General features: G+C 67.1%; 16 protein-coding genes. 8 read left to right on the top strand and 8 right to left on the bottom strand.

The annotated features are described in order from the left end of the window. Window positions 1-6 precede the first annotated feature (6 nt). A complete protein-coding gene (locus ACZ7KI_RS30185; protein WP_470276445.1) occupies window positions 7-1,182 on the bottom strand; it encodes a hypothetical protein in 1,176 nt (391 codons plus the stop codon). 48 nt (window positions 1,183-1,230) lie between these two features. After that, window positions 1,231-1,947 carry an RNA polymerase sigma factor gene (locus ACZ7KI_RS30180; protein ID WP_470276444.1) on the bottom strand — a complete coding sequence of 239 codons (717 nt, stop codon included), beginning with the start codon at window positions 1,945-1,947 and terminating at the stop codon, window positions 1,231-1,233. A 242-nt stretch (window positions 1,948-2,189) separates the two neighbouring features. On the opposite strand from ACZ7KI_RS30180, the gene ACZ7KI_RS30175 reads away from it, so the two are divergent. The 4 genes from ACZ7KI_RS30175 (at window position 2,190) to ACZ7KI_RS30160 (ending at window position 7,027) form a co-directional block, all read left to right on the top strand. Next, window positions 2,190-4,694, top strand: coding sequence for an nSTAND1 domain-containing NTPase (locus tag ACZ7KI_RS30175; protein ID WP_470276443.1), 2,505 nt, complete (start codon window positions 2,190-2,192; stop codon window positions 4,692-4,694). Beyond that, window positions 4,663-5,316, top strand: a complete 654-nt coding sequence (locus tag ACZ7KI_RS30170; protein ID WP_470276442.1) for a hypothetical protein — start codon at window positions 4,663-4,665, stop codon at window positions 5,314-5,316. The genes ACZ7KI_RS30175 and ACZ7KI_RS30170 overlap by 32 nt, the downstream gene beginning before the upstream one ends. 432 nt (window positions 5,317-5,748) lie before the next feature. Beyond that, a complete protein-coding gene (locus tag ACZ7KI_RS30165; RefSeq protein WP_470276441.1) occupies window positions 5,749-5,985 on the top strand; it encodes a hypothetical protein in 237 nt (78 codons plus the stop codon). Window positions 5,986-6,718: 733 nt separating this feature from the next. Next, the gene (locus tag ACZ7KI_RS30160; protein WP_470276440.1) at window positions 6,719-7,027 is read left to right on the top strand and encodes an STAS domain-containing protein; all 309 of its coding nucleotides are present in this window, start codon (window positions 6,719-6,721) and stop codon (window positions 7,025-7,027) included. Between the two features lie 402 nt (window positions 7,028-7,429). Here ACZ7KI_RS30160 and ACZ7KI_RS30155 read toward each other — a convergent pair whose 3' ends face one another. Continuing rightward, window positions 7,430-8,197 carry a TetR/AcrR family transcriptional regulator gene (locus ACZ7KI_RS30155; RefSeq protein WP_470276439.1) on the bottom strand — a complete coding sequence of 256 codons (768 nt, stop codon included), beginning with the start codon at window positions 8,195-8,197 and terminating at the stop codon, window positions 7,430-7,432. 252 nt (window positions 8,198-8,449) lie between these two features. Further along, the gene (locus ACZ7KI_RS30150; protein ID WP_470276438.1) at window positions 8,450-9,361 is read right to left on the bottom strand and encodes a S1 family peptidase; all 912 of its coding nucleotides are present in this window, start codon (window positions 9,359-9,361) and stop codon (window positions 8,450-8,452) included. 295 nt (window positions 9,362-9,656) lie between these two features. Here ACZ7KI_RS30150 and ACZ7KI_RS30145 point away from each other — a divergent pair, with 295 nt between their 5' ends. Next, entirely contained in the window at window positions 9,657-9,920 is a 264-nt protein-coding gene (locus ACZ7KI_RS30145) for a hypothetical protein (RefSeq protein ID WP_470276437.1), read from the top strand. A 177-nt stretch (window positions 9,921-10,097) separates the two neighbouring features. Here the strand turns inward: ACZ7KI_RS30145 and ACZ7KI_RS30140 are convergent, their stop codons facing one another. The 4 genes from ACZ7KI_RS30140 to ACZ7KI_RS30125 all read right to left on the bottom strand — a co-directional run bounded on the left by ACZ7KI_RS30140 (window position 10,098) and on the right by ACZ7KI_RS30125 (window position 13,433). Beyond that, entirely contained in the window at window positions 10,098-10,961 is an 864-nt protein-coding gene (locus tag ACZ7KI_RS30140; protein WP_470276436.1) for an aminoglycoside phosphotransferase family protein, read from the bottom strand. Between the two features lie 145 nt (window positions 10,962-11,106). Then, on the bottom strand, window positions 11,107-11,973 hold the full coding sequence (locus ACZ7KI_RS30135) for an inositol monophosphatase family protein (protein WP_470276486.1): 867 nt from the start codon (window positions 11,971-11,973) through the stop codon (window positions 11,107-11,109). A gap of 165 nt (window positions 11,974-12,138) precedes the next feature. Beyond that, window positions 12,139-12,846 (bottom strand): 7-carboxy-7-deazaguanine synthase QueE, encoded by a 708-nt coding sequence (locus tag ACZ7KI_RS30130; protein ID WP_470276435.1) that lies wholly within the window; start codon window positions 12,844-12,846, stop codon window positions 12,139-12,141. A gap of 11 nt (window positions 12,847-12,857) precedes the next feature. Then, window positions 12,858-13,433 (bottom strand): 6-pyruvoyl trahydropterin synthase family protein, encoded by a 576-nt coding sequence (locus ACZ7KI_RS30125; protein ID WP_470276434.1) that lies wholly within the window; start codon window positions 13,431-13,433, stop codon window positions 12,858-12,860. Window positions 13,434-13,936: 503 nt separating this feature from the next. Here ACZ7KI_RS30125 and ACZ7KI_RS30120 point away from each other — a divergent pair. The 3 genes from ACZ7KI_RS30120 to ACZ7KI_RS30110 all read left to right on the top strand — a co-directional run bounded on the left by ACZ7KI_RS30120 (window position 13,937) and on the right by ACZ7KI_RS30110 (window position 20,584). Then, a complete protein-coding gene (locus ACZ7KI_RS30120; RefSeq protein ID WP_470276433.1) occupies window positions 13,937-15,181 on the top strand; it encodes a helix-turn-helix domain-containing protein in 1,245 nt (414 codons plus the stop codon). Continuing rightward, on the top strand, window positions 15,178-15,741 hold the full coding sequence (locus tag ACZ7KI_RS30115; RefSeq protein ID WP_470276432.1) for a flavoprotein: 564 nt from the start codon (window positions 15,178-15,180) through the stop codon (window positions 15,739-15,741). Before ACZ7KI_RS30120 ends, ACZ7KI_RS30115 begins: the two co-directional genes overlap by 4 nt. A gap of 778 nt (window positions 15,742-16,519) precedes the next feature. Beyond that, a complete protein-coding gene (locus ACZ7KI_RS30110; protein WP_470276431.1) occupies window positions 16,520-20,584 on the top strand; it encodes an nSTAND1 domain-containing NTPase in 4,065 nt (1,354 codons plus the stop codon). The last annotated feature ends 170 nt before the right edge of the window (window positions 20,585-20,754 follow it).

Below are 20,754 nucleotides of genomic sequence, written 5' to 3'. Positions count from 1 at the left end.
GCGGCGTTAGGGGTGGTCGAGGGTGATCGGGATTTCGGCCCGTTCGGGTGCCGGTGACCACCTTCCGGGCAGCTTGCCGTTGGAGAACTCGGCGATGGTGCTCGCCGTCGCGAGATCCAGGACGTACGTGCCCGCGCGGAAGTCGGCCGGGACGTCGAACACCAGGTCGGAAGGAGGTCCGCCGAGCGTGCCGAGAAAGGTCTTGATCGTCCTAGTGCCCTCGGCGGGTTTGATCTCGGCGCCGTCGGGAAAGCGCAGGCGGAACGCTGCCGTGTCACGGACAGCGAGAACGAAGGTGGGATTGCCTTTTACGATCTCCGCCGTGGCCACCGGGCCGGGCAACAGCAGCCAGGCGCGGCCGGGCGGGGCCCAGCCCCGGCTCTTGAGGTAGGGGGCCAGCAGCGCGACCGGGTTTGTGAGGTTCGTGACGCCGGTCAGGGTGGTGAAGCCGAGGCTGAGGTTCGCGCGGTACGGAGCCGCGCGGCCTGGCACCGCGACACCAATCGGAACGGTCTTGGACCAGTCCAGTTTCCGGGTGACCGGGCGGTAGAACCCGGGAATCGCGTCGGCACCCCGCGCGCCGGTTCGCACATCCATGGTCTGGGTTCGTCCCGCGTCGGTGACCCGGATCGACACGGGCGCGCCGATCGGCGCGGCGGCGAGCACGGTGACGCCGTCCAGCTTGCGGGTGATTTTGCTCGACGAAGCCAGTGGCAGCTTGCCGAGTTTCACCACGGTCTCGCCGATGACCAGTTCCGCGGCCGGTTTCGCGGTGTCGCCTTCGACGAACTGACCGCCACGCACAGAACTGTCCACGTCGAACAGCAGCAGTTCCTGACCGTCCGCTGCCCGCTGGGGCTCGAGCCCCGGAGCGGATCCGGTGGCGCCGGATTCGGTGATGGCCGCGCCGGTGGCCAGCCAGCGAAGCCGGAGCGAGAAATGCGGACCGGCCAGCACCGCGTGACCGGCCGGAAACTCCACACGGGACAGATCGTGTGGGGCGTAGTACTGATGGCCGAAGGGAATCGGCAGTTCGCGTACCGAATTGGGTGCCGCCGCGGGCAGTCCGGTCCTGTCCGATGGCGCCGAAGTCTCTGGGCTCGCGCAGGCAGTGAGCGCCAGACCCGTTGACAGGCACACCGCTGCGAGGACGCGCCGTCTTGGGCCCACCAAAAAGGACATGAAGGTTCCTTGTCTTGTATGGGGGTTCCGAGCTGGTTTCGGGTGGTACTACACGCCGGCGTCGTCCAGGTACTGGCGGATATGAGCGAACCCGTGGTGCACATAGCTTTTCGCGGTACCGAGTGCGACACCCATCAGATGCGCGACCTCGGCCAGTGTGCGGTCGCCATAACCGCGTAGCACGACGGCTTCGCGCTCTCTCGGCGAGAGGCTTTCCAATGCGCCGAGGAGGAGATCGCGCAGGGAGACGAGGTCGTCGACGCGAAGACCGGCCTGTTCACAGAGGTGCCCGAGTTGGTGCGAAGCGTCGTTTTCGAGGTGCTTCCGGTCAGTGACCATGCGGCGCAACTCGTCGTTGATCAGGTTCTTGACCACGCGCCACAGGTATGCGCGAACTTTCTCCCGGTCACTGATGTCCGGCTTCCGCGCGTATACGCGCATGAACGCGGCTTGCACGATGTCCTCAGCGTTGTGACGGCCGCCGAGCCGTTTCGCCGTGTAGCCGAGCATCGCATCTTGCAGCTCGCCGAATACGTCGACCAGCAGCGATTCGAAGGGCATCGCCGCCGCCTGCCCGCCCTTGGCCACCCTGCCGATCCCGGGGCGATCGGCGCCGGGGGAGAACCCGGTCAAGAAGTCCGGGCGCCTCGCGATCTCCTGCAGCACGGCCCCGAGCAGCTCAGCCAGCGTGTCTTCGGATCCGGCGTCAACGGCGATCACGCGGGCGGTTCCTTCCCGGCTCGGCGGCGTCGGCAGGACAGCCATCGTAGTGTGCATATCGGCGAAGACCCGGCATTACCCGAAAAGGTTGGGCCGGAGGGAAGGCAGTTTCGTCCGGGTTCCGTCGGCTCGTTCCGCGGCCCCTGATCCGGTGTAGTGGGCAGCGCGGTCGCCTTCGGTCCAACGAGTCGTGGCAGACTTTGACGCCGAACCACCAGGCACCGACTGTGAGGACACGAGCGCGACCGGTAGTGGTGTCCTGAGACGATGAGGGGGATTCGAGGGGTATGCCGGAACGGTCCGCATCTGACCACCATCCGCTCGGCCGCTCGATCGCACGCATCCGCGACGAGGCAGGGCAGGTGATCGGCGGCGGTTTCCTGGTCGCGCCGGATGTGGTGGCGACCTGTGCGCACGTGGTCACCGCCGCTCTCGGCGGGGACCCCGGCGACGAGCGACCGCCCGAGGGCACGGTCGAGCTGGACTTTCCGCTCGCGGCCGAGCACGGCAGTCGACCCACGCGAGTCTTCGCGCGGGTCTCGGCCTGGTCGCCGGTGCACGCCGATCACACTGGTGACCTCGCACTCCTCACCCTCGCCGAGCCCGCCGCACACCCAGTTCGCGTACCCCCGATGCGGCGAATGACGCAAGTGTGGGGCCACGATTTCCACGTTCTCGGCTTCCCCGAGGGGATGAGCGACGGCGTCTGGGCCTCCGGGACGCTGCTTGGGCAGCAAGGTGCCCACTGGATCCAGCTTCACGGTGCGCCGAGCAGTCAACCCGTCGTCGAGGGCTTTAGTGGCACGCCGGTATGGGACGTGCAGGCGCGGGCCGTCATCGGGATGACGGTCGCGGCGGACGCGCACCGCGGGACCACGACCGCGTACCTGATCCCGGTCGAGCAAGTCCTCGGGATCGACCCAGACCGCGTGCCCAACCCGTACCGAGGGCTCGAACCGTTCGGCGAGCAGCACGCCGCCCTCTTCTACGGCCGTGACGAAGACATCGCCCGCCTGGAAGACTCTTTCCGACGTCACCCAATCCTGGCGGTGATGGGGCAGTCGGGCACAGGGAAGTCGTCGCTGGTCCGCGCGGGTCTGCTGCCGAGGCTGCGGCGAGCGGGCGCGCCCATCGTCGAGCTGCGACCACCGCCGACCGTCCCCGCGCGGTTCTCCCTCGCCGTCGCGATGGCGAGGCTGCTGCGTCCCGACGCGGGACCACACGACCAGCAGCGGCTCGTCGCAGACCTGGCGAACCGGTTGTCCAATGACCCCGGTACGACCCGCTGGCTGGCCGGTGCACTCGCGGTCGCACCCGGTACCGCCCTGCCCGTGCTGTTCCTGGACCAATTCGAAGAGCTGACCGCGGAGAACCTGCCCGCGGCGAAGGAGTTGCTGCACCGGCTCATCGCACTGATCCGGACGGGTGACTCCCCGCCGTTGCGGCTCGTGTTGACGCTGCGATGGGAAGCGGTCAGCGCGCTCATGACCGAAGACACCGCGAGCGCGCTCGACGCCGCCATCGTCTCTTTGGCGCCGATGGGCCGCAAACAGCTGCGAGCGGTCATCACCGGACCGGCCGAACACGCGCCGGGCCTGTACCTGGAGGACGGGCTGACCGAGCGAATCCTCGACGACGCAGGATCGGAACCGGGGCAGTTGCCACTGGTTGAGTCCTTGCTGGCGCAGTTGTGGGAGCAACGCGACGGGGGATATCTGACCAACGCGGCCTACGACTGGATCGGCGGGGTCAGCGGCGCCATCACGATGACCGCCGAACGCGCGCTCGCCGAATTCGCGGGCCCCGGCGAGCCCGATCTGCTGCGCCACCTGTTCGCGCTGATGGCCCGGCCCTCGGGTGACGGCTTCGCCCGGAAACCCGTCCCGATCACGCAGCTTTCCCCCGGACTGGACCGGCTCGCCCAGCGGCTCGCGCAGCATCGCCTGGTCGCCATCGGCCCTGGCGCCGACGGAGCCGTCACCGTCGAGTTGGCGCACCAGGCACTGATCGATAACTGGCCGCGGCTGCGCCACTGGCTGGAACAGGACCGGGACTTCCTCCGGTGGCGCGACCACCTCGACCAGCAAGCCGGCCGGTGGCAGGAGTCGAAGTGCTCACGACACCTCCTGCTGCGCGGGAAACCGCTCAGCGCAGCGGTGCGCTGGCGTACGAGCCGTGACTCCGAACTCCTGCCGGGACACCAGCGCTACCTTGGCGCGAGCGTCAAGCACCGGATTTGGCGCAGGATGAGCGGCGCCGCCACGGTCGCCGCTGTCGCCGCGGCGATCGCGGTGGCCACGACCATGGCCGTCACCCGCACCGGCGTCGACCAACACGCCGGTGCCGCCACCCAGTCGGCAAGCTCACCCGTGTCCCCGCCACAGTTCACGCCCACGTCATCGTCCGCGCCCGCGACGACTTCGACCACGACTACCCCGTCACCCCCGTCGAGTAGCGCCGGACCGCCGCCGCCCACCACTTCGGCGCCCGTCGCACCCGCACCGACTTCGGCGCCCACACCCGTCGAAGTGCCCAAACCCGCGGACTGCCCGGCGGCCCGGATCTGCTTTTACCCGAAACCGAACTACCAGGGCAACATGCAGCACTACGACATCGAACGTGCCATGCGGTGCACAGATCTGCCGTTCCTGGCGCGCTCGGTCTACAACAACAATGTCCAGACGCAGTTCGTCTTCGCCAGTAGAGGGTGCGGAGGAAGCGTGCCGGTCACCCTCGACCAGGCTCACCCTGGGTTCCCGGATGTCCAAGCATGGGCCTACCGGCATTCCTGACCGGCGCCCCAACTTTCCGGCGGCGCGGCCGGTCCAACCCGGAGACAATATCGGCACAGATTCCCGAGGTGACCTCGTGATGGCGCAATTCCGGCTGGCCAAACCATTCTCGATACGGCGCTTCGGCGCATTGTGGCTCGCGATCGCACTCATTTTCGTCGCGGTGTTCGCGCTCGGCGGGATCGGGGTTCTCCTCGACCAGGCGTGGCTCACCTCGCTCGGCACAGCGCTGCTCGTCGGCGGCCCCGCCTTCGTGGTCAATCGCTATTCCCGAGCCAACAACATCTTGGCGCTCCGTCGTAAGGATCTTCACATCGGCCCGTGGAAACTGCGCTGGGACGACGTCGAGAAGATCGTGCTCTATGACGCCCCGGACGGCTCGGCGCAGGACACCATGGTTCTCGGCGTCCAGACGCGTTCCCGTCAGGCCATACCGGCCGGCGTACCAAGAGAACACCTCGACCAGACCACTCCGAACCGACCCGTCCTGCTGGCGCGAGTCCACCGCGAGCGCGTCGACACCGCACGCCTGGTCGAGACGGTCAAAAGGATCAAGCCGACTCGGTTGTCGTTGATCCGCCGCAATGCGGAGAAGGACACGACACTGCTCGCCCTGCGCTGACGACGGGGAAATGCGAAGCTCTCCGCCTCTACTCGGCGTAGACCGCGATTGGGATCCGTTTCGTCTCCGTTCGTCCTGCTGTGCCGAAGTTCGTGCCCAGCTAGCTGTTGCTGGGCACACGGCACACTGCTGCTCTCCCGCGGTCTGAGCGGTTCGGCACGGCCGGGCTCTGCAACATCCCCTGTCGATTCCGCGACGTCTTCAGTGGTTTCCGCGGCGATGACGGTCATGACCGACGATGCGCGGCCGACGGTCGCGAACCCTCCTAGGCCGGCTTGCCTGCCACAGCGGCCCTGAAGGCCTAACCGTGCCCGGTTTCGTATCGCCAGCCGGCCGAAGAGCGGCTTTCGTCACCACACACGGCGCCTACCTGTTACGTACGGGACCTGTCATGCGACATAACTGGGACAACGATCCAGGGAGAAGTGGCCGATGCCTGATCGAGTTGTCCGGGTGGGCTGGGTTAGCAGGACAGTGGCCGTCTACGACATCGAGGACCGGCCGGAGACGCTCACCTACCCCGGCATCGCCCTGATCCGCTACGACGGTGACCGCGTCCTCGGCGAGGTCTGGCTGCCCGTGGGGAACGAGGAGCCCACCATCGCCGACGATGAAGCCCTAATCACTGCACTGCGCTCGGCGTGGTCCTGGGGTCACAGAGCAGCCTGAGCAGATGACCTGTGAGGCGTGTTCGACTCCAAAGAGTCGATGTCGTGGCGCGGTCGTCCAGGAACGATCAAGGTTCGAGCCGTTTGGGTCGACGTCAGTCGATCTAGCTGGGATGTTCGCAATCGCTCATATTCTGACTCGATCTCGTTCGGCCGGCGATCGGGCCCTTTGGACGCCCGTCGTTCCAGTGATCACGTGGGTGGCTCATCGTTCTAGAACGGCGGTCAGTGCTCGTCGACGGTGTGCCTGTACGCAAGTAGTCTTCTGTCGGAGTAGAGGAGTACTGGTGGCAGCCCGAGCGTTCGGACTGGCACCAGGCGTACCCACCCGCCCGGCGAGGTGCCGGACGATGTGATGTTTCCATCCGGCACCTCGTGCACGGCCGGTGACCCGGCAGGCGGGGGGCGTACTGCTGGGCCGCCGGTCAAGGTGTGCGTCCGAAGTCGGCGGCCACCGGATCTTTGTTACTTGGCCGCCGTGGGCCACGAGTGGGAGAATGTCGTAGATGGTTTGTGGCCCGGTTTGCACGTCGACGCGGCTGCCCCTCGAATGCGGCGATCGAGCCGGTGGCCCTGCGTGGTGAGGGCGACCGCGCGCCGAGCACGGCCATAGTGGTCAGGCTCCGCTTGAGAGGGGACTTAAGCCACGCAGCTCGTGAGAGTCGTTGCAATCATCGAGGGACTTGGTGAAGTAACAGCGATTGCCGCTGTAGAGCTAGGACAGGCAGATACGGATGACCGCGAACCTGCAGGACGAACCTCCCGTCACACCGGCACCGCTGACCGTCGCCGCCGCCGGTGAGCTCTTCGACGCCCGTCATGTGCGCGATCTGTTCGCGCCCGCCCTGCACGCGATGGGCTCGGTCGTGTTGGACCTGACGGCGGTGACTTACCTCAGCTTGGAAGCGGTGGTCCCGCTCGTAGCCGTGGTCGGCCGTTGCGCGGACGAGAACCGCCCGCTTCGGGTGCTGGCATCCACCGCCGTACGCCGGAAACTCTCCACGCTCGGCCTGGATGCCACTATTCCTTTGGATCCGAGATAGAGCTTCCACGCCATTGGGAGACCACCTAGCGCCAGGTCAGGGCTCCATTCGGGCAGTTCGCGGCCATCGGGCGCGTGCACGCCGTGGTCGCGTAACCAGTGGCCGTAGCTGGCGGGGATCAGGCCCGTTGAGGGCGAGTGCCAGCCGCTCTCGCCGTAGCGCTCCCGGCTGTATACGTCGAGCTATGGATGGTGGAATTTCACCTGCTCGGCCTGGCAGGCCGAGCGCCCCCAGCAGTTGCTGCAGCGGGCCATGCCTCGATCCCCGATCGAGGCATGGCCCAACGAGGCGATCGCCCGGCAACTGCTCACCACGATCGAGCACCACGCCGACGTCATCACCGCCAGCACGAAGCCGAGTACTTCGACGACGAATCACCGAGGACCTCGGGGCGCTGATAGCTCAACGTCGCTGCGCTTTATCTGGAGCTGCGATGCTTTGCACTCCTGTACTCGTGCCAGCTGCACGCGACCCCCTGGCGCACTCAGGCAAGGCCCCTCCCTGCTGGGAGGCCGTGGATCCCGATCTCGTGCCATGCGCCGTAGACGAGAGGGACTGTCCGGGTAGGACTGTCTGGACGCTCGTGGCTATGGGCGCGTTTCTGGTTTGCCCCATGGGGGTTGGGGTCTGTACGAGAGGGAGATAGATCGTGTCGGCGATCTCGACGAGGGTGCTGTCGGCGATGGTGGCGTGGCCGCGGACGAGGTATTCGTGACGAAGCAGGTCGAGAGCGACGGTGGCGATGCGGGGCGAGAGTGCTTCCGGGCGGGCTTGGCCGCGAGCAATCGCCCGGCCGAGGACGGTCAGCCACCGGGCTAGGCCGGCGTCGAGCATTTGTTCGCGGGCCTCCCGGATGAGCTCGGGTTCGTTGCCCATCTCGGCGGCGAGGATGTGCAGGAGTTCCCCGTGCGGGGAACCGATCCGCCGGGCCGCTCCGCGCAACAGCGCGAGGACGTCCGCGCGCAGGTCTCCGGTGTCCGGCAGTTCGTCGGCCATCGCGACATGGTGGTTCGCGGCCACTGCCAGGGCGGCACGGCTGGGCCAGCGGCGATAGATCGCCGTCTTGTTGGTGCCGGCGCGGGCGGCGACCCGGTCGATCGTCAGGCCGGTGTAGCCGACCTCGGCCAGGTCGTCCAGCGTGGCCTGAAGTATCGCGCGCGGCGGCGACACGAACGAAGGGATCGTGCGGGCGGCCCGGGACAGCGTCGGAGCCCGTTGCCCAGCTGCGCCGGACGAGCCTCTGAGCCGAGCTGGGTACCTCGATGTGAGGGAAGTCCGGTGTCGGCCACCGGTGGCCGGTGGCCGGTGGTGTTCTGGTGGCGTCGTTCATGTGTTTTGATGTCTCGGAAGGTGAATGTCGTGCCGGGCCCTTGGGGGTACCGCGCCCACGGGTGGAAGGGCGCGGCACCCTCAGGCTTAGGGCTAGGTGGCGTTGCCGGTGCGAGCGACGTGGTAGATCCAGTCCCGCAGCTCCGGAGCGCTGGTTAAGACGTCGGGCTCGACGCCGCAGAACTTGGGGTCGGCGGATCGGCTGGCGATCCCGACGAGCTGAGGAACGCCGTCGATGGTGGCCATGGCGGGCGTGCCGGAATCTCCGTAACAGCTGCCGTCGGTTCCGCTGGGATTGTTGGTGCAGACTTCGCCGCCGGCGATGAACGCCTCGGCGCAGCGCGACGGTGAGATAACCCGGGTCTCGAGTTGCTGCAGGCGCCTGGGCAGGCCGTCCCTGGCGCTGTCGGGCTCGGTCACACCCCAGCCGTAGACCGTGGCATCGGCACCGCGCCGGGCATCGACGCGGGCGAGTTGCACGGTCGGCTCCTGAACCAAGTGGTCCAGCTTGAGCATGGCGACGTCGTACACCTTGCTCTTCGGCGCGCCGTCTCCCCATTTCCAGCCGGGGTGAACCACGACCTTGGTCACGGTCGCGGTCTCGCCACCGGAGAGCCGGTCGAGGCTGCCGGTTCGGATGTGGAACTGCTTGTCCGCGGTCGGGATCGGCGCGGGGTCAGCGTTGAACCGCCCGATCAGCGACGACCTGGCCCCCGGACCCGCGGACGGATCGGTAACGCAGTGCCCGGCGGTGACCACCCAGCCACGGAACACCAGCGCGCCGCCGCAGGTGTGGTAGTCGATGTACTTCTCACCGTGTTTGGGTGCGTCGTACTGCAGCGAGGCGATCCCCGGCGGCGCGGTCGCGGCCGGGTGACCACCGATGAGCATCGGTTCGGCCTGCGGCGGTGGCGTGTCGGCGACGGCCGGCGTCGCGGGGGCGGTCAGCGCGGCGGCGATGCTCGCCGTCACGGCTGCTGCGAACGACAGGGTCTTTCTGTTCACGAAGCGGTCTTTCCCGTCTGAGAAGAGTGGGCTGAACTGTCTACAAAGGAGCCGTCAACTACGGAGCGCGGGCGGCCCGCGTCCGGGGTGAGCGACGAGTGCTGGCGGAAGGCTCACCTAGCGGCCGCCTTGCCACGCCCGGAGACCCCACGCCGCGAGAGGTGCTGGGCTTGGTCGCCTACCTCAGTGCGTGCGGGCCTGAATCCGAAGTGGCGGTATCCGCGTCGTCCGACGTACCAGGAGCGGCAGCTCGGCGCCGGTCCGGTCGAGACCGAGGGCTTGGCCTCTGTCGCGCATGCGGTGCAAGAACGCGGGGCAGCTGCAGCGTCGGCTGGTCGCGATCCGCTGTAGCGGGTTGGCCGTCGCGGTCGTGCGCGGGCCAGGCCGGGCCGGGTTGCTGGCGCTCGGTCGTCACGCGGGCGGTGATACTCGCAACCGAGTCCGGGCGGGCTCGCCAACGCCGACGTCGCCGGTGAGCGCGGGCTCGCACGGCGAGCACCGCGCCGGCCAGCAGCAGGACAGCCCCGAGGCCGACGGGCAGAATCGGATTCATCGCTAGTCCGGCTGCTATGGATCATCAGCTCGTCCGGTTGTCGGGTACGTGGTGTTCGAGGCCCCTTCCCGAGGCGGTCTGCGAGGTGCTAGGGCCAAAGTGCTCGGCGATCCACCCGGCATTCGCGGCGCTGCCCACGTGGGCTTCCAGTACGAGACGAGGGTCTTGAGGCAACGTTCTTCCTCACAGGAAGTCGTGGTGCAGAAGGTCCCGCACCCGTGTGCGTTGGGCTTCGAACTCGTCGGGTCGGGCGACGCGGCGGTGCCACAGCACGCTGAGCCAGTGGAGTGCGACGGTGCGCTGGGCGGCGAGAAACCGCCGGCGGCTGTCCTCGTCATGGACGCGGAGGTGAGGCAGCACGGAGATCCACCGGGCGTCGTCGATGGCACGGGCGCTGGGATGCTCGATGATGTCCGCGGCGTCGTAGGCGGCTTCGCTGTAGCCAGCGAACTCCCAGCCGACTACTCGGGCTCTGGTTCCGTCCCAGAGCCAATTCGACAAGTTGGAGTCGCCTCGGGAGAAGATCCTTGGTGCCGGGTCGAGGAGTGTCGCGGCGGCACCGCACTCACTCCACGCGTCCAGGAGCAGGCGCATGTCGTAGGTGTGCGGATCGTCGGCATGATCGTCGAGTTGGCCGGACCACGTGCCCATGAGCCGATGCACGATGTCCTTCGCCGCACCGACTCGTGGGGTGTCTGCGAACGGCCCAACCGGGACTCTGCGCAGTTCGGCGAGAACACCGACCACTGCGCGCAGTGCGCTGACCGATTCGTCGAGTTCGGGAACCGCCTGACCGGGCAGCATGGTCGTGGCGACCGCCGGGAGTTCCGGGTTGGGGTCATGCCACAGCGGCTGCGGTGCCGCCGTGATCCCTGAGTCAGCGAGATGGAGAAGAGCCCGATACTCACGGATGGCGCGATCACGGTTCCCGGCGGAGTACAGCTTGAGGCAGATCTCACCGGCAGGGCCGTCCCAGGCGAAGGTCCGATTCTTGCGACCTCCGGCCAATCGGCGAAGCCGGAGGCCTGGCAGGTCGTCGTCCAGCATGCTCGGACTGTGCCGCCGGAAGATGCGCAACTCTGCGAGTAGCGCGGAGGGTAGTGACGTGGCTTGTAACAAAGGATTACCTCGGCGTTCTCGACAATGGGCCGGGAGGACCACCGCCTTGTGTTGTGTTCCGCGGTGGGCGTCTCTACGTGATGGCAGGGCTGGAAGTTGGTGTGTCGCCCCTGGAGGTGGGGCCGCTGCCGTCCGCCGACGCGTCGGCGACGTTGCTGCGGCTGGTCTGGTCGCGGCTGGGCCAGAACCGGGTTCCCCATAGAAGTTGCAGTAGGGGCATGAGGTCATCGCGTAGTCCTGGGCTGGTGGCGATGGCGCAACGGGAACGCACGGAATGTGGGCTGGTGTCGGAGTCGAGAACGAGGGCTCCGGCCTCACGGGCGATCACGGCTCCGACTGCGGTGTCCCAGGTGCGGTTGCCGAGCAGGACACAGGCGTCGAGGGTTCCGTCGGCCACCCACACCAAGTCGAGCGCGGAGGAACCAAACCGGCGAAGTCCCTGCGCGCGTGCGGTAATGGCGTGGTCCAGGGAAGCGCACAGGACGTCACGCAAGCCCGTGTCATTGCCGCTGCCATAGTCACTGAACCCGATCAGGGCCTTGTCGAGCCGGTCGGTGCTCGAGGCCGTGATCGGTTCGTCGCCACGGAACGCTCCATGGCCTTCGGTCGCCGAGTATCGGTGTCCGAGGAACGGCAGAGCGGTGACCCCGAGCACGGGTTGCTCGTGGTGGACGAGGCCGAGGGCGATCGCGCAGAGCGGGTTGCCGTGCTGGTGGTTGATCGTGCCGTCGATGGGATCGAGGACCCAGTAGGTGTCACGGTTTCCGATCGCGCCGGTCTCCTCGCCGAGAAACCCGACCTCGGTAACGTCCCCGCTGGTCAAGTGCTGACGTACCAGCTGTTCGACGGTGTCATCGACCTCGGACACAGGGTCACGGTCGCCCTTGTAGCGGATCTGGCGTGGAGGATGGCGAAGGACATGCTCCACCGCGAGATTCATCGCGGCGTGGGCCGCGGCGAGTGTGGAAGTACGGTCAGGTCGCTGTGGGCTGACAGGCAGGCTGCTGGGTTGGCTCACCGGAGCCCCCTCATTTTGGGTGAAGGCAGGGGGTGACGCGCGGTGTCGTACGCGAAGTCCGGATCACTGAGCCCGGACGTGGTGATGTCAGCGGCCACGACTGTTCTCCCACAACAGAGTGTGAAGCCGGGCCGATAGGTGCCACCGGCGCGCCAGCACCGGATCGGCCAGCACCCGCATCCGCGCCAGGACAGTGGAACTGTCCGTGCCCTCCGGCATGATCCAGACCGGATGAAGGCCGTAGGTGTCGACCAGCTCCTGGACCTCGTCCAAGTCGTCGACCTGCTGGACGACGAACTTCCACACAGCCTTCCCGGTGCCGGCGAGGTCGCGCAGCACCGCGGCACGGATGCGTTGACGGCGACGCAGCCCGGAATGGGCGAGCTTCGGCGAGACGTTGAACCGTGTCACCGCCGAGGTGAGCACGCCCGTAGGCGCGATAGTGCCCGAGGTCTCGACCTCGATATCGGTGGCGAGCGCGTGCTCCCGGACCGCGCACAGCAGCCGTTCCACGGCGCGCGACTGCAGCAGCGGTTCGCCACCCGTGATCACCAGCAGATCGGCCGGATCGGCGGCAAGCCAGGCTAAGATGTCCTCGATCGGGAGAGTCCGTTGCTCGGCAGCGAGGTCGTAGCGGGTGGCGTCATGGGTTTGCGGGGTATCGCACCAGGCACATGACAGGTGACAGCCGAACAGACGGATGAAGCGCGCGTAACGACCCGTGCTTGGCCCCTCCCCTTGAAAGGTCGGGCCGAATGTTTCGTTGACCACGAGATCGCCGTCTACATCGGACACAGCGGGAAGTTTCACGGCGCGTCCACCGGGCCGTAGATCGCGGTGTTGAGGTGCGTTTCACGAACGAACACCCGGCCGACCCGGGCTTCGGGAGCGCACGGCAACGCGAGGAGCACGGACTGGCTCACTCGGCGCAGCAACACCGCGACCGCTTCAACGGTCGGCCAGGGCAGGTCGGTAGCCAGCAGTTCCGCGTCGTCGACCGTCTCACAGCTATTTGCGCCGAAGCGGAAAACTTTGGACCCCGCGGTGTAAAGGTGCACGGCGAGCGGGTCCCGGACGCCGAGCATGGTTCCGTGATCAAGATGGGTGTCGATCCACTGCCGGACTCCGGTTTTGAGGACACCGAACTCCACGACGGTGCCGTCGGCACTCAAGGCGGGAGCGAACACGGACACCGCGACCCGCCAGGAATGCCCATGCAGGCTGGTGCACTTACCTTGCAAATGCGGTAGCCGGTGCGCGGTTTCGAAGGTGTGCTCGATGCAGACCTGGTGACTTGCCGGCGCGGAATCGGCCATTGCGGGGTTCGCCGGGTGGGCGGTGGTCTGTCCGGCTATCTCCGTGTCGTACATCGCGAGTGCCAAGATCCTTTCACCGTGAACGCGGGCCGCGCGTCTCGTCAGACGAGAAGTGGGTGTGGTCTGCGGCGGAAGGTCGAGGGGCGGGAGGTGCCTTCCGCCGCACACCACGACTTAGTCAACGCGGCGTGATCAGCGTGATCCAGAGCGTGAGTAAGTCGTTCATGAGGCGTGCATGAGGCGTCGCCCGCCCCGACCAGGGAATGGGCAGGACGCCATTGGGCCAGTCGATAGCACGGCGTTCACCGGGTCGGGTGTGAAAGTGGCCCAGTGAGTGAAATCGGTCAGCTGTAGCAGAGGGAACAGTCGGCCGCTGCGCTCCCACTAACGACATCCAGAGCGGTGGAACTGGTGCAGATACGCGGCGGCGATGCGGTGCCGCCTCCCTGACCTGCGCAGATGCTGCTCGAAGGTGGTGGTCCGAATGGATGTAGCTTGTCGAGCAGGTGACCGGCCTTGACCCGCAGCCGGTTATCGTTACAGGCGACCGACGAGGCAAGGTGACGATCATGGGTATCCAGCGAACGGCCTTTGCGGCTCGGCGCGAGGCCCTTGGCTTCACCCAGGAAAGCTTCGCCCGGCAGCTCAAGGTGGAGCTCTCGACGGTCGGGCGCTGGGAGCGCGGAACGCTGACGCCGCAGCCCTGGAGGCGTCCGCGCATAGCGAAGCTGCTTCAGGTATCTCTCAACGAACTGGATATCCTCCTCAACCCGGCAGAGGCAGAGCTTGTCACCAGGCGACCCTCGGCGACACGGCGCGAGGTCATAGCGGACGCGGCCTTGATCACCGGCGGGATTCCCGTCGACCAAGTGCCAGGCGCCGGCACCGAGGAGCCGCTGCGTCATCGGATGGACCACACGAGGGTGTCGGCACAAGTTGCCGATCTCCGTCGGAAATATCAGGCCGCTCGTTATGCCGATGTCGCCCAGCGATTGCCGTCGGTCAGTGAGGCTGCCGACGCTCTAGTAGCCAACGGGCCGGCGCGGAGACGGCGGGAAGCACTCGGCCTCCAGTGCAGCGTGGCGATCCTGACCGCCAAGCTGGCTACGAAAAGGGGCGACGGTGAGACGGGTCTAGCCGCAGCTGAGCTGGCGCGCGTAGCGGCAGAGAAGGCTGAGGACACCTTCGGCCTCGCCGCGGCGGCGTATCAACGAGCTTGCGCTCTCTTGCGCACGAGCAGAACGAACGATTCCGAGCAGATCAAGGACGCTGAAGAGACAGCGGTCTCCGCCGCCACCGCCCTGCGAGGTCAGGACCCGCAGAGTGTGACCTGGCGGGGCGCGTTGACCCTCATTAGCTCAGTCATCGCCGCGCGCCGCGCCGACGACGCCGAAGCGAGCGAACGACTCGACCACGCTGATGAACTCGCGCAGCGGCTCGGCGTTGACGGCAACATCGGGTGGACCGCGTTCGGTCCGTCGAACGTGCTGATCCACCGCACGTCAGTGGCGGTCACTCTGCACGACCCCCGTCGCGCACTCGCGACAGCAGAGCAACTGGACATCACCGCACTACCGGCCGGTTTGAACGGCCGCCAGGCTCAGTTCCACCTGGACAGCGCGTGGGCGCACACGCAGCTCGCAGAGGACCCACAGGCAGTGATCCACCTGCTAGAGACCGAGCGTGTAGCTCCCGAACTGGTCCGTACCAACCCAAACGCACGATCGCTGATCGCGGATTTGCTGGCCCGTGAGCGCCGCCAACAGTTGCCAGCTCTCCGTGGTCTCGCATTGCGAGCAGGGGCCGCGGTATGACCCCCGCTCGCCGGTGTCTCTACTTGGTGACCTCGGCCGCACCGCCGGTGCTGCGGCTCGAGGAACTCATTCCCCAGCTGTCCGCCGACGGCTGGGCTGTGTGTGTGATCGCGACACCGACAGCAGCCTCGTGGATCGACCTCGACGATCTGGCAGCAGCCACGGGATGCGTCACGCGGGTACAACCGCGGCCACCCCACCAGCGGGAAAAGTCACTACCGCGAGCCGAGGCCCTTCTGGTCGCGCCATTGACCTTCAACTCGACGAACAAGTGGGCAGCGGGTATCAGCGATACGTTCGCGTTGGGTGTGCTCAACGAGATGCTCGGCGCTGAAGTCCCCATCGTCGCCGCTCCGTGTGTCAAACCCGTCCTCCGTCGCCATCCCGCGTACGCGGACAGCGTCGCCCGACTTACGAAGGCCGGTGTGACGCTGCTCGACCCGGACACGATCACCACCCGCGCCGAGGACGGTCTGGCCACCTTCGACTGGCCGTACCTCGTCTCCGCCCTTCGTTGCGCGGTAAAGTCCGATGTGGATACATGGCCGAGTATCTCGTAGAGAGATAGGACGCCCTTTACGTAGTGCACAACGTTGCTCGCTGCTCATCGTGTACCGATGGGTAGTCATTGCCGTGAACCATTCGCGACTACGAGTGGCAACGGCACGTGTGCCAACGAAGTGGTGTGTGATTGTGTTTGTTCGTCCGGTGTGACCGCGTTTCTCCGTGACAACTGGCCAGTCGCAATCGGTGTCGCGGCAGCCGGTACCCGGTATCGGCCGAGAAGATCGATCAATAAGTGACCATCACTGTCGGATCCGTCGTCGACGCGCCTCGATGCCGACCCCTGCGCGGACATCGCGCATTGGATCGATCGTTCCCACCATAAGCACCGCTCGCGTTGACTCGCCGACGTCCGCTCATGCCGATGAGTGCACCCCTGCCGGGGCGGGGTTCGCGCTGAGGCGTTGTCGGTCGGATTCGAGGTGCTCGGCTACGCGGTGCCGCACCTGCTCTCCACCGCGGAGGCACTGTGGCAAGGCCAGGTTGGCCACGCACCTACCGCGTCTCCGCCATCGCCGACCTGCGGCTCCTGCCCGGCAAAGTCCACCCGCACGGCCACCGACCCGGATGGCTGACATCGCCCCACATGACCGACACGATCCAGGAGATAGCCCGTCTCTTTCCGCCCCACTGAACGTCAATCGGTTCACGCGAACGAGTGAAAGCTCATCAGGCTCTGTGCGGCTGCGGGGACTATGGCGGCATCTTTGGCCGAGTGACGTGATCTGCGGAGGTTTCGTGTCGTCTGATGCGCTGCATCGCACTGTTCTGGTTGTGGACGTGGAGCAATTCAGCGGCCGGAAGAACCCGGAACAGAGGAATGTACGCAACGCCCTCTATGCGGCCTTGGCTCATGCGCTCGGCTCGCACTGGAGCGCCTGCCATCGCGAAGACCGGGGTGACGGCGTGCTTCTTCTGGCACCGGCGGATGTTCCGAAGCAGCTGTTCGTCGAGCAGGTGCCCGGTCGCCTGGTGAAAGCGTTGAGCAGGCACAACCGGGCGCACGGGACCGGCGAGCAGATCCGGCTGAGGATGGCGGTGCACGCTGGGGAAGTTCTGCTCGACGCGCACGGCGCGACCGGCGTCGCGATCAACCACACGTTCCGGTTGCTCGACGCGTCGCCGTTGAAGGACGCCCTCGCCGGGTCGGCCGGCGTGCTCGCGATGATCACCTCCGATTGGTTGTTCCGTGAAGTGGTCTGGCACAGCGCTGCCGATGAGACCCGCTATCGGCCCAAACGCATCCGGGTCAAGGAAACGGAGACGGTGGGGTGGATCTGCCTGCCGGACGACCCGTACCCGCCCGACGTCAGCCAGGCGGAGTGGCCGGAGGACGTCTGCCCCTATCCGGGTCTGCGTGCGTTCCAACCCGACCAAGCGCGGTGGTTCTTCGGCCGCGAGGCAACCCTGTCGGTGTTGATGGACAAGATCGATCACCGCAGCGGGCCGGTCTTCGTCGTCGCACCGTCCGGTTCCGGCAAGTCGTCGCTGCTTCGAGCAGGCGTGATAACCGCGGTAGCCGACAGTGGACGCCCATGGCTGTTGCTCACCCCGGCGAAGGAGCTCTGCGAGACACTGGCACAGCAGGTCGCACAGCTCATCGACGACAGCGTGGACGGCGTGCTCTCAGCGGTCGGATCTGATCCTGCCCTGCTGGCAAGCAAGCTGCCTGACGGGACTGTCATCGTGGTGGATCAGTTCGAAGAGGTGTTCACCCTGTGCGCCGACGAGGCCGAGCGGCGGCGTTTCATCGCCGCACTGATCGCGATGCGTGCGGTTCTCGGGTTGCGGGGCGACTTCTACGACCGCTGCCTCGCTGACGATCAGCTCGCAGCTTTCCTGCCGGCAAGCCAGTTCAACCTCCAGGCGATGACTCCGGCCGGGCTGCGAGCGGCCATCGAGCGGCCGGCTCAGCAGATCGGCGTCGACGTCGAGCCGAGTCTGGTCGAGGTCCTCCTGCATGAGATCGGGCCGGATGCGGGCGGGCTCCCACTGCTGGCCCACGCGTTGGCCGTCACCTGGCAGCGGCGCACGGACGACAAGCTGACCTTGGCGGATTACGACCGGACCGGGCGGATCCAAGGCGCGATCGTGGCGACCGCGGACGAGGCCTACGCGCGTTGTTCCACGGCCGAGCAGCGCATGATCTTCCAGCACATCCTCATGCACCTGGTCGTGGTCAGGCACGACGCGCCGCCTGCCAGGCGGCGCGCGGATCCGGCAGACCTTGTCAAAGGTTTCGAAGCACCGCGGACCGCTGAGACAGTTCTCGGCTGGCTGATCGAGAAACGTCTGGTCACGCTGGACGGCAACGCCGTCGAGCTTTCCCACGAAGTGTTGCTGCGGGCGTGGCCGCGGCTCGGCGCCTGGATCGAGACGGGCCGCAACGATCAGGTCATCCGGCAGCAGTTGATCGAGGCCGCCGAACAGTGGGAGAGAGAAGGGAAACCGGTCGGATCGCTGTATCGCGGCGATCGGCTGGCCATCGCGAGGGGGTGGCAGTCCAGGAGTGAGCACCGCGCCGCCCTCACACCGCTCGGAGCGGCCTTCCTCAGCGCGTCGATCCGGCACGAAAGCCGGCGGGCCAGAGTCCGTCGAACCGCGGTCACCATGCTGGCCGTTCTCGGCCTTGTCGCGTCCAGTGCCGCCGTCTACGCCTTCCAGCAACGCGACATCGCCCAGGAACAACGCGACGCCGCGATCTTCAACAAGGTCACCGCCGAGGCGAACCGGATACGGACCATCGACGTGTCGCTGGCGGCCCAGCTCGATCTCGTCGCCCACCGCATGCGTCCGGCGGATCCGGACACGGGCACCCACTTGATCGTCGACGCGAACGCGCCGCTGTCCGCCACGTTGCCCTCGGGCGCCAAGGACGTCAGCGTGGTGGCGTTCAGTCCCGATGGGCGAACGCTGGCCACCGGCAGCGGCAGCGGTGACAGACTCGTGCGGTTATGGAACGTCGCCGATCTGGCCCGCCCGGTGCTACTGAACGAAACCATCAGTCACGGCGAAGCAACCCGTGCGCTGGCGTTCAGCCCGGACGGCCGCACTCTGGCCACTGGCGGCGCCGACAACACGGTGCGGCTGTGGAACGTCACCAACCCAGCCCGCCCTGAGGCGCTCGGCCCGCCGATCACGGGGCACACCAGGACGATCCGGTCGTTGGCGTTCAGTCCTGACGGGCGGACGCTGGCCAGCGCGGGCGACGATCGGACCGTACGGCTGTGGAACGTCACCGACCTCGCCCGGCCCACGGCCCTCGGCCCACCGGTGGCCGACAACACCGACACCCACTCCGTGGCGTTCAGTCCTGATGGCCGGACTCTGGTTACCGGCGGCGATGACCGGACAATGCGACTGTGGGACGTCGCCGCGCCGGACCGAGCCAAACCCTTCGGGCCACCGTTGACCGAACACACCGGGGCTGTCCATTCGGTGGCGTTCAGTCCCGACGGACGGACGCTGGCCAGCGCGAGCAACGACCGGACAGTTCGGCTGTGGAACGTTGCCGACCCGGCTCGCCCGGTGGCGCTGGGCCGGCCGATCACAGGGCATGCCAGCGCAATCCGGTCGTTGGCGTTCGGGCCCGACGGGCGGACGCTGGCCACCGGCGGCGATGACTACACCGTGCGGCTGTGGGGCGTCACCGACCCCGCCCGCCCCGCGCCCATCGGCGCGCCGATCACCGGGCATGCCGACGGCGTCCGGTCGATGGCGTTCAGCCCGGACGGCCGCATCCTGGCCACTGCCAGTGGCGACCGGGCGGTAAGGCTGTGGAACATACCCGACACTGTCCTAACTGGACATACGGGGGAAGTCAAGGCGTTGGCGTTCAGCCCTGACGGGCGCATCCTGGCCACCGGCGGCGGCGACCGGACCGTCCGGTTGTGGACGCTGGCCGATCGGCAGCAGCTGGGCCGGCCGCTCACCGGCCACCAGGACGACATCAACGCCTTGGCGTTCCGTCCGGATGGCCGCGTGCTGGCCACCGGCGGTGGCGACCGGACCGTGCGGCTGTGGGACGTCACCGATCCGGCCCGCCCGGCGCCCATCGGCGCGCCGATCACCGGGCATGCCGACGGCGTCCGGTCGATGGCGTTCAGCCCGGACGGCCGCATCCTGGTCACCGGTGGCGATGTGAAGGACGAGAACTCCGTGCGGTTGTGGGACGTCGCCGACCCGGCCAAACCCGTGCTGCTGTCCCGGATCGTGATCGGACCGGACGCCAACGCCTTGGCGGTGGCGTTCAGCCCGAACGGAAGAACTCTGGCGACGGGCACCGAATACAGCGACGTCTCGGTGTGGTTGTGGAACATTTCCGATCCGGCTAAGCCCACGTTGCTGTCCGGACCCCTCAAAGGGCACCGGGACGACATACGCCGGGTTGCGTTCAGTCCGGATGGGCGGACATTGGCCAGCGGCAGCGACGACGAGCAGGTGCGGCTGTGGGACGTCAGCGATCCTGCTCACGCCACACCGCTCGGCGAACCCCTTGTCGGCCATACCAACCCCGTCTTGGGGGTTGCGTTCAGCCCGGATGGTCACACGGTGGCCAGTGGCAGCAGCGACAACACCGTGCGGCTCTGGCGGACAGCCGACCGGACGCAGTCGGGTCAGCCGCTCACCGGTCACCAGGCCGACGTCAACGCGGTGGAGTTCAGCCCCGATGGCGCCACTCTCGCCACTGGCAGCCATGACCACACCGTGCGGCTGTGGGACATGACCGTGCCCCAAGCCGTGCACAGCATCTGCGCCATCACGGGGAGCACACTCACTCGCGAGATGTGGGACAAGTTCGTGTCGGCTGAGCTGCCGTACAGTCCGCCGTGTTCCTGAGACAGGGGTTGACCGGGCTCGACTCCAGCGCCTCGAAGCGTGGGACCGGCCACATGTGCGTGCGATCCGGCGCGTCTATTGGGGAAGTCTTCCTGACATTGGCGTGCACCGCATTTGAACCGACGGCGCAGGCGTGGCTCAGGGTTCTGTGGTGCCGGCGAACTGGTCGC

It is taken from the genome of Amycolatopsis sp. NPDC039088 (genome assembly GCF_055598845.1).
Note: the sequence above shows the minus strand (reverse complement) of the source record. Positions and strands in the feature narration are given on the sequence as shown.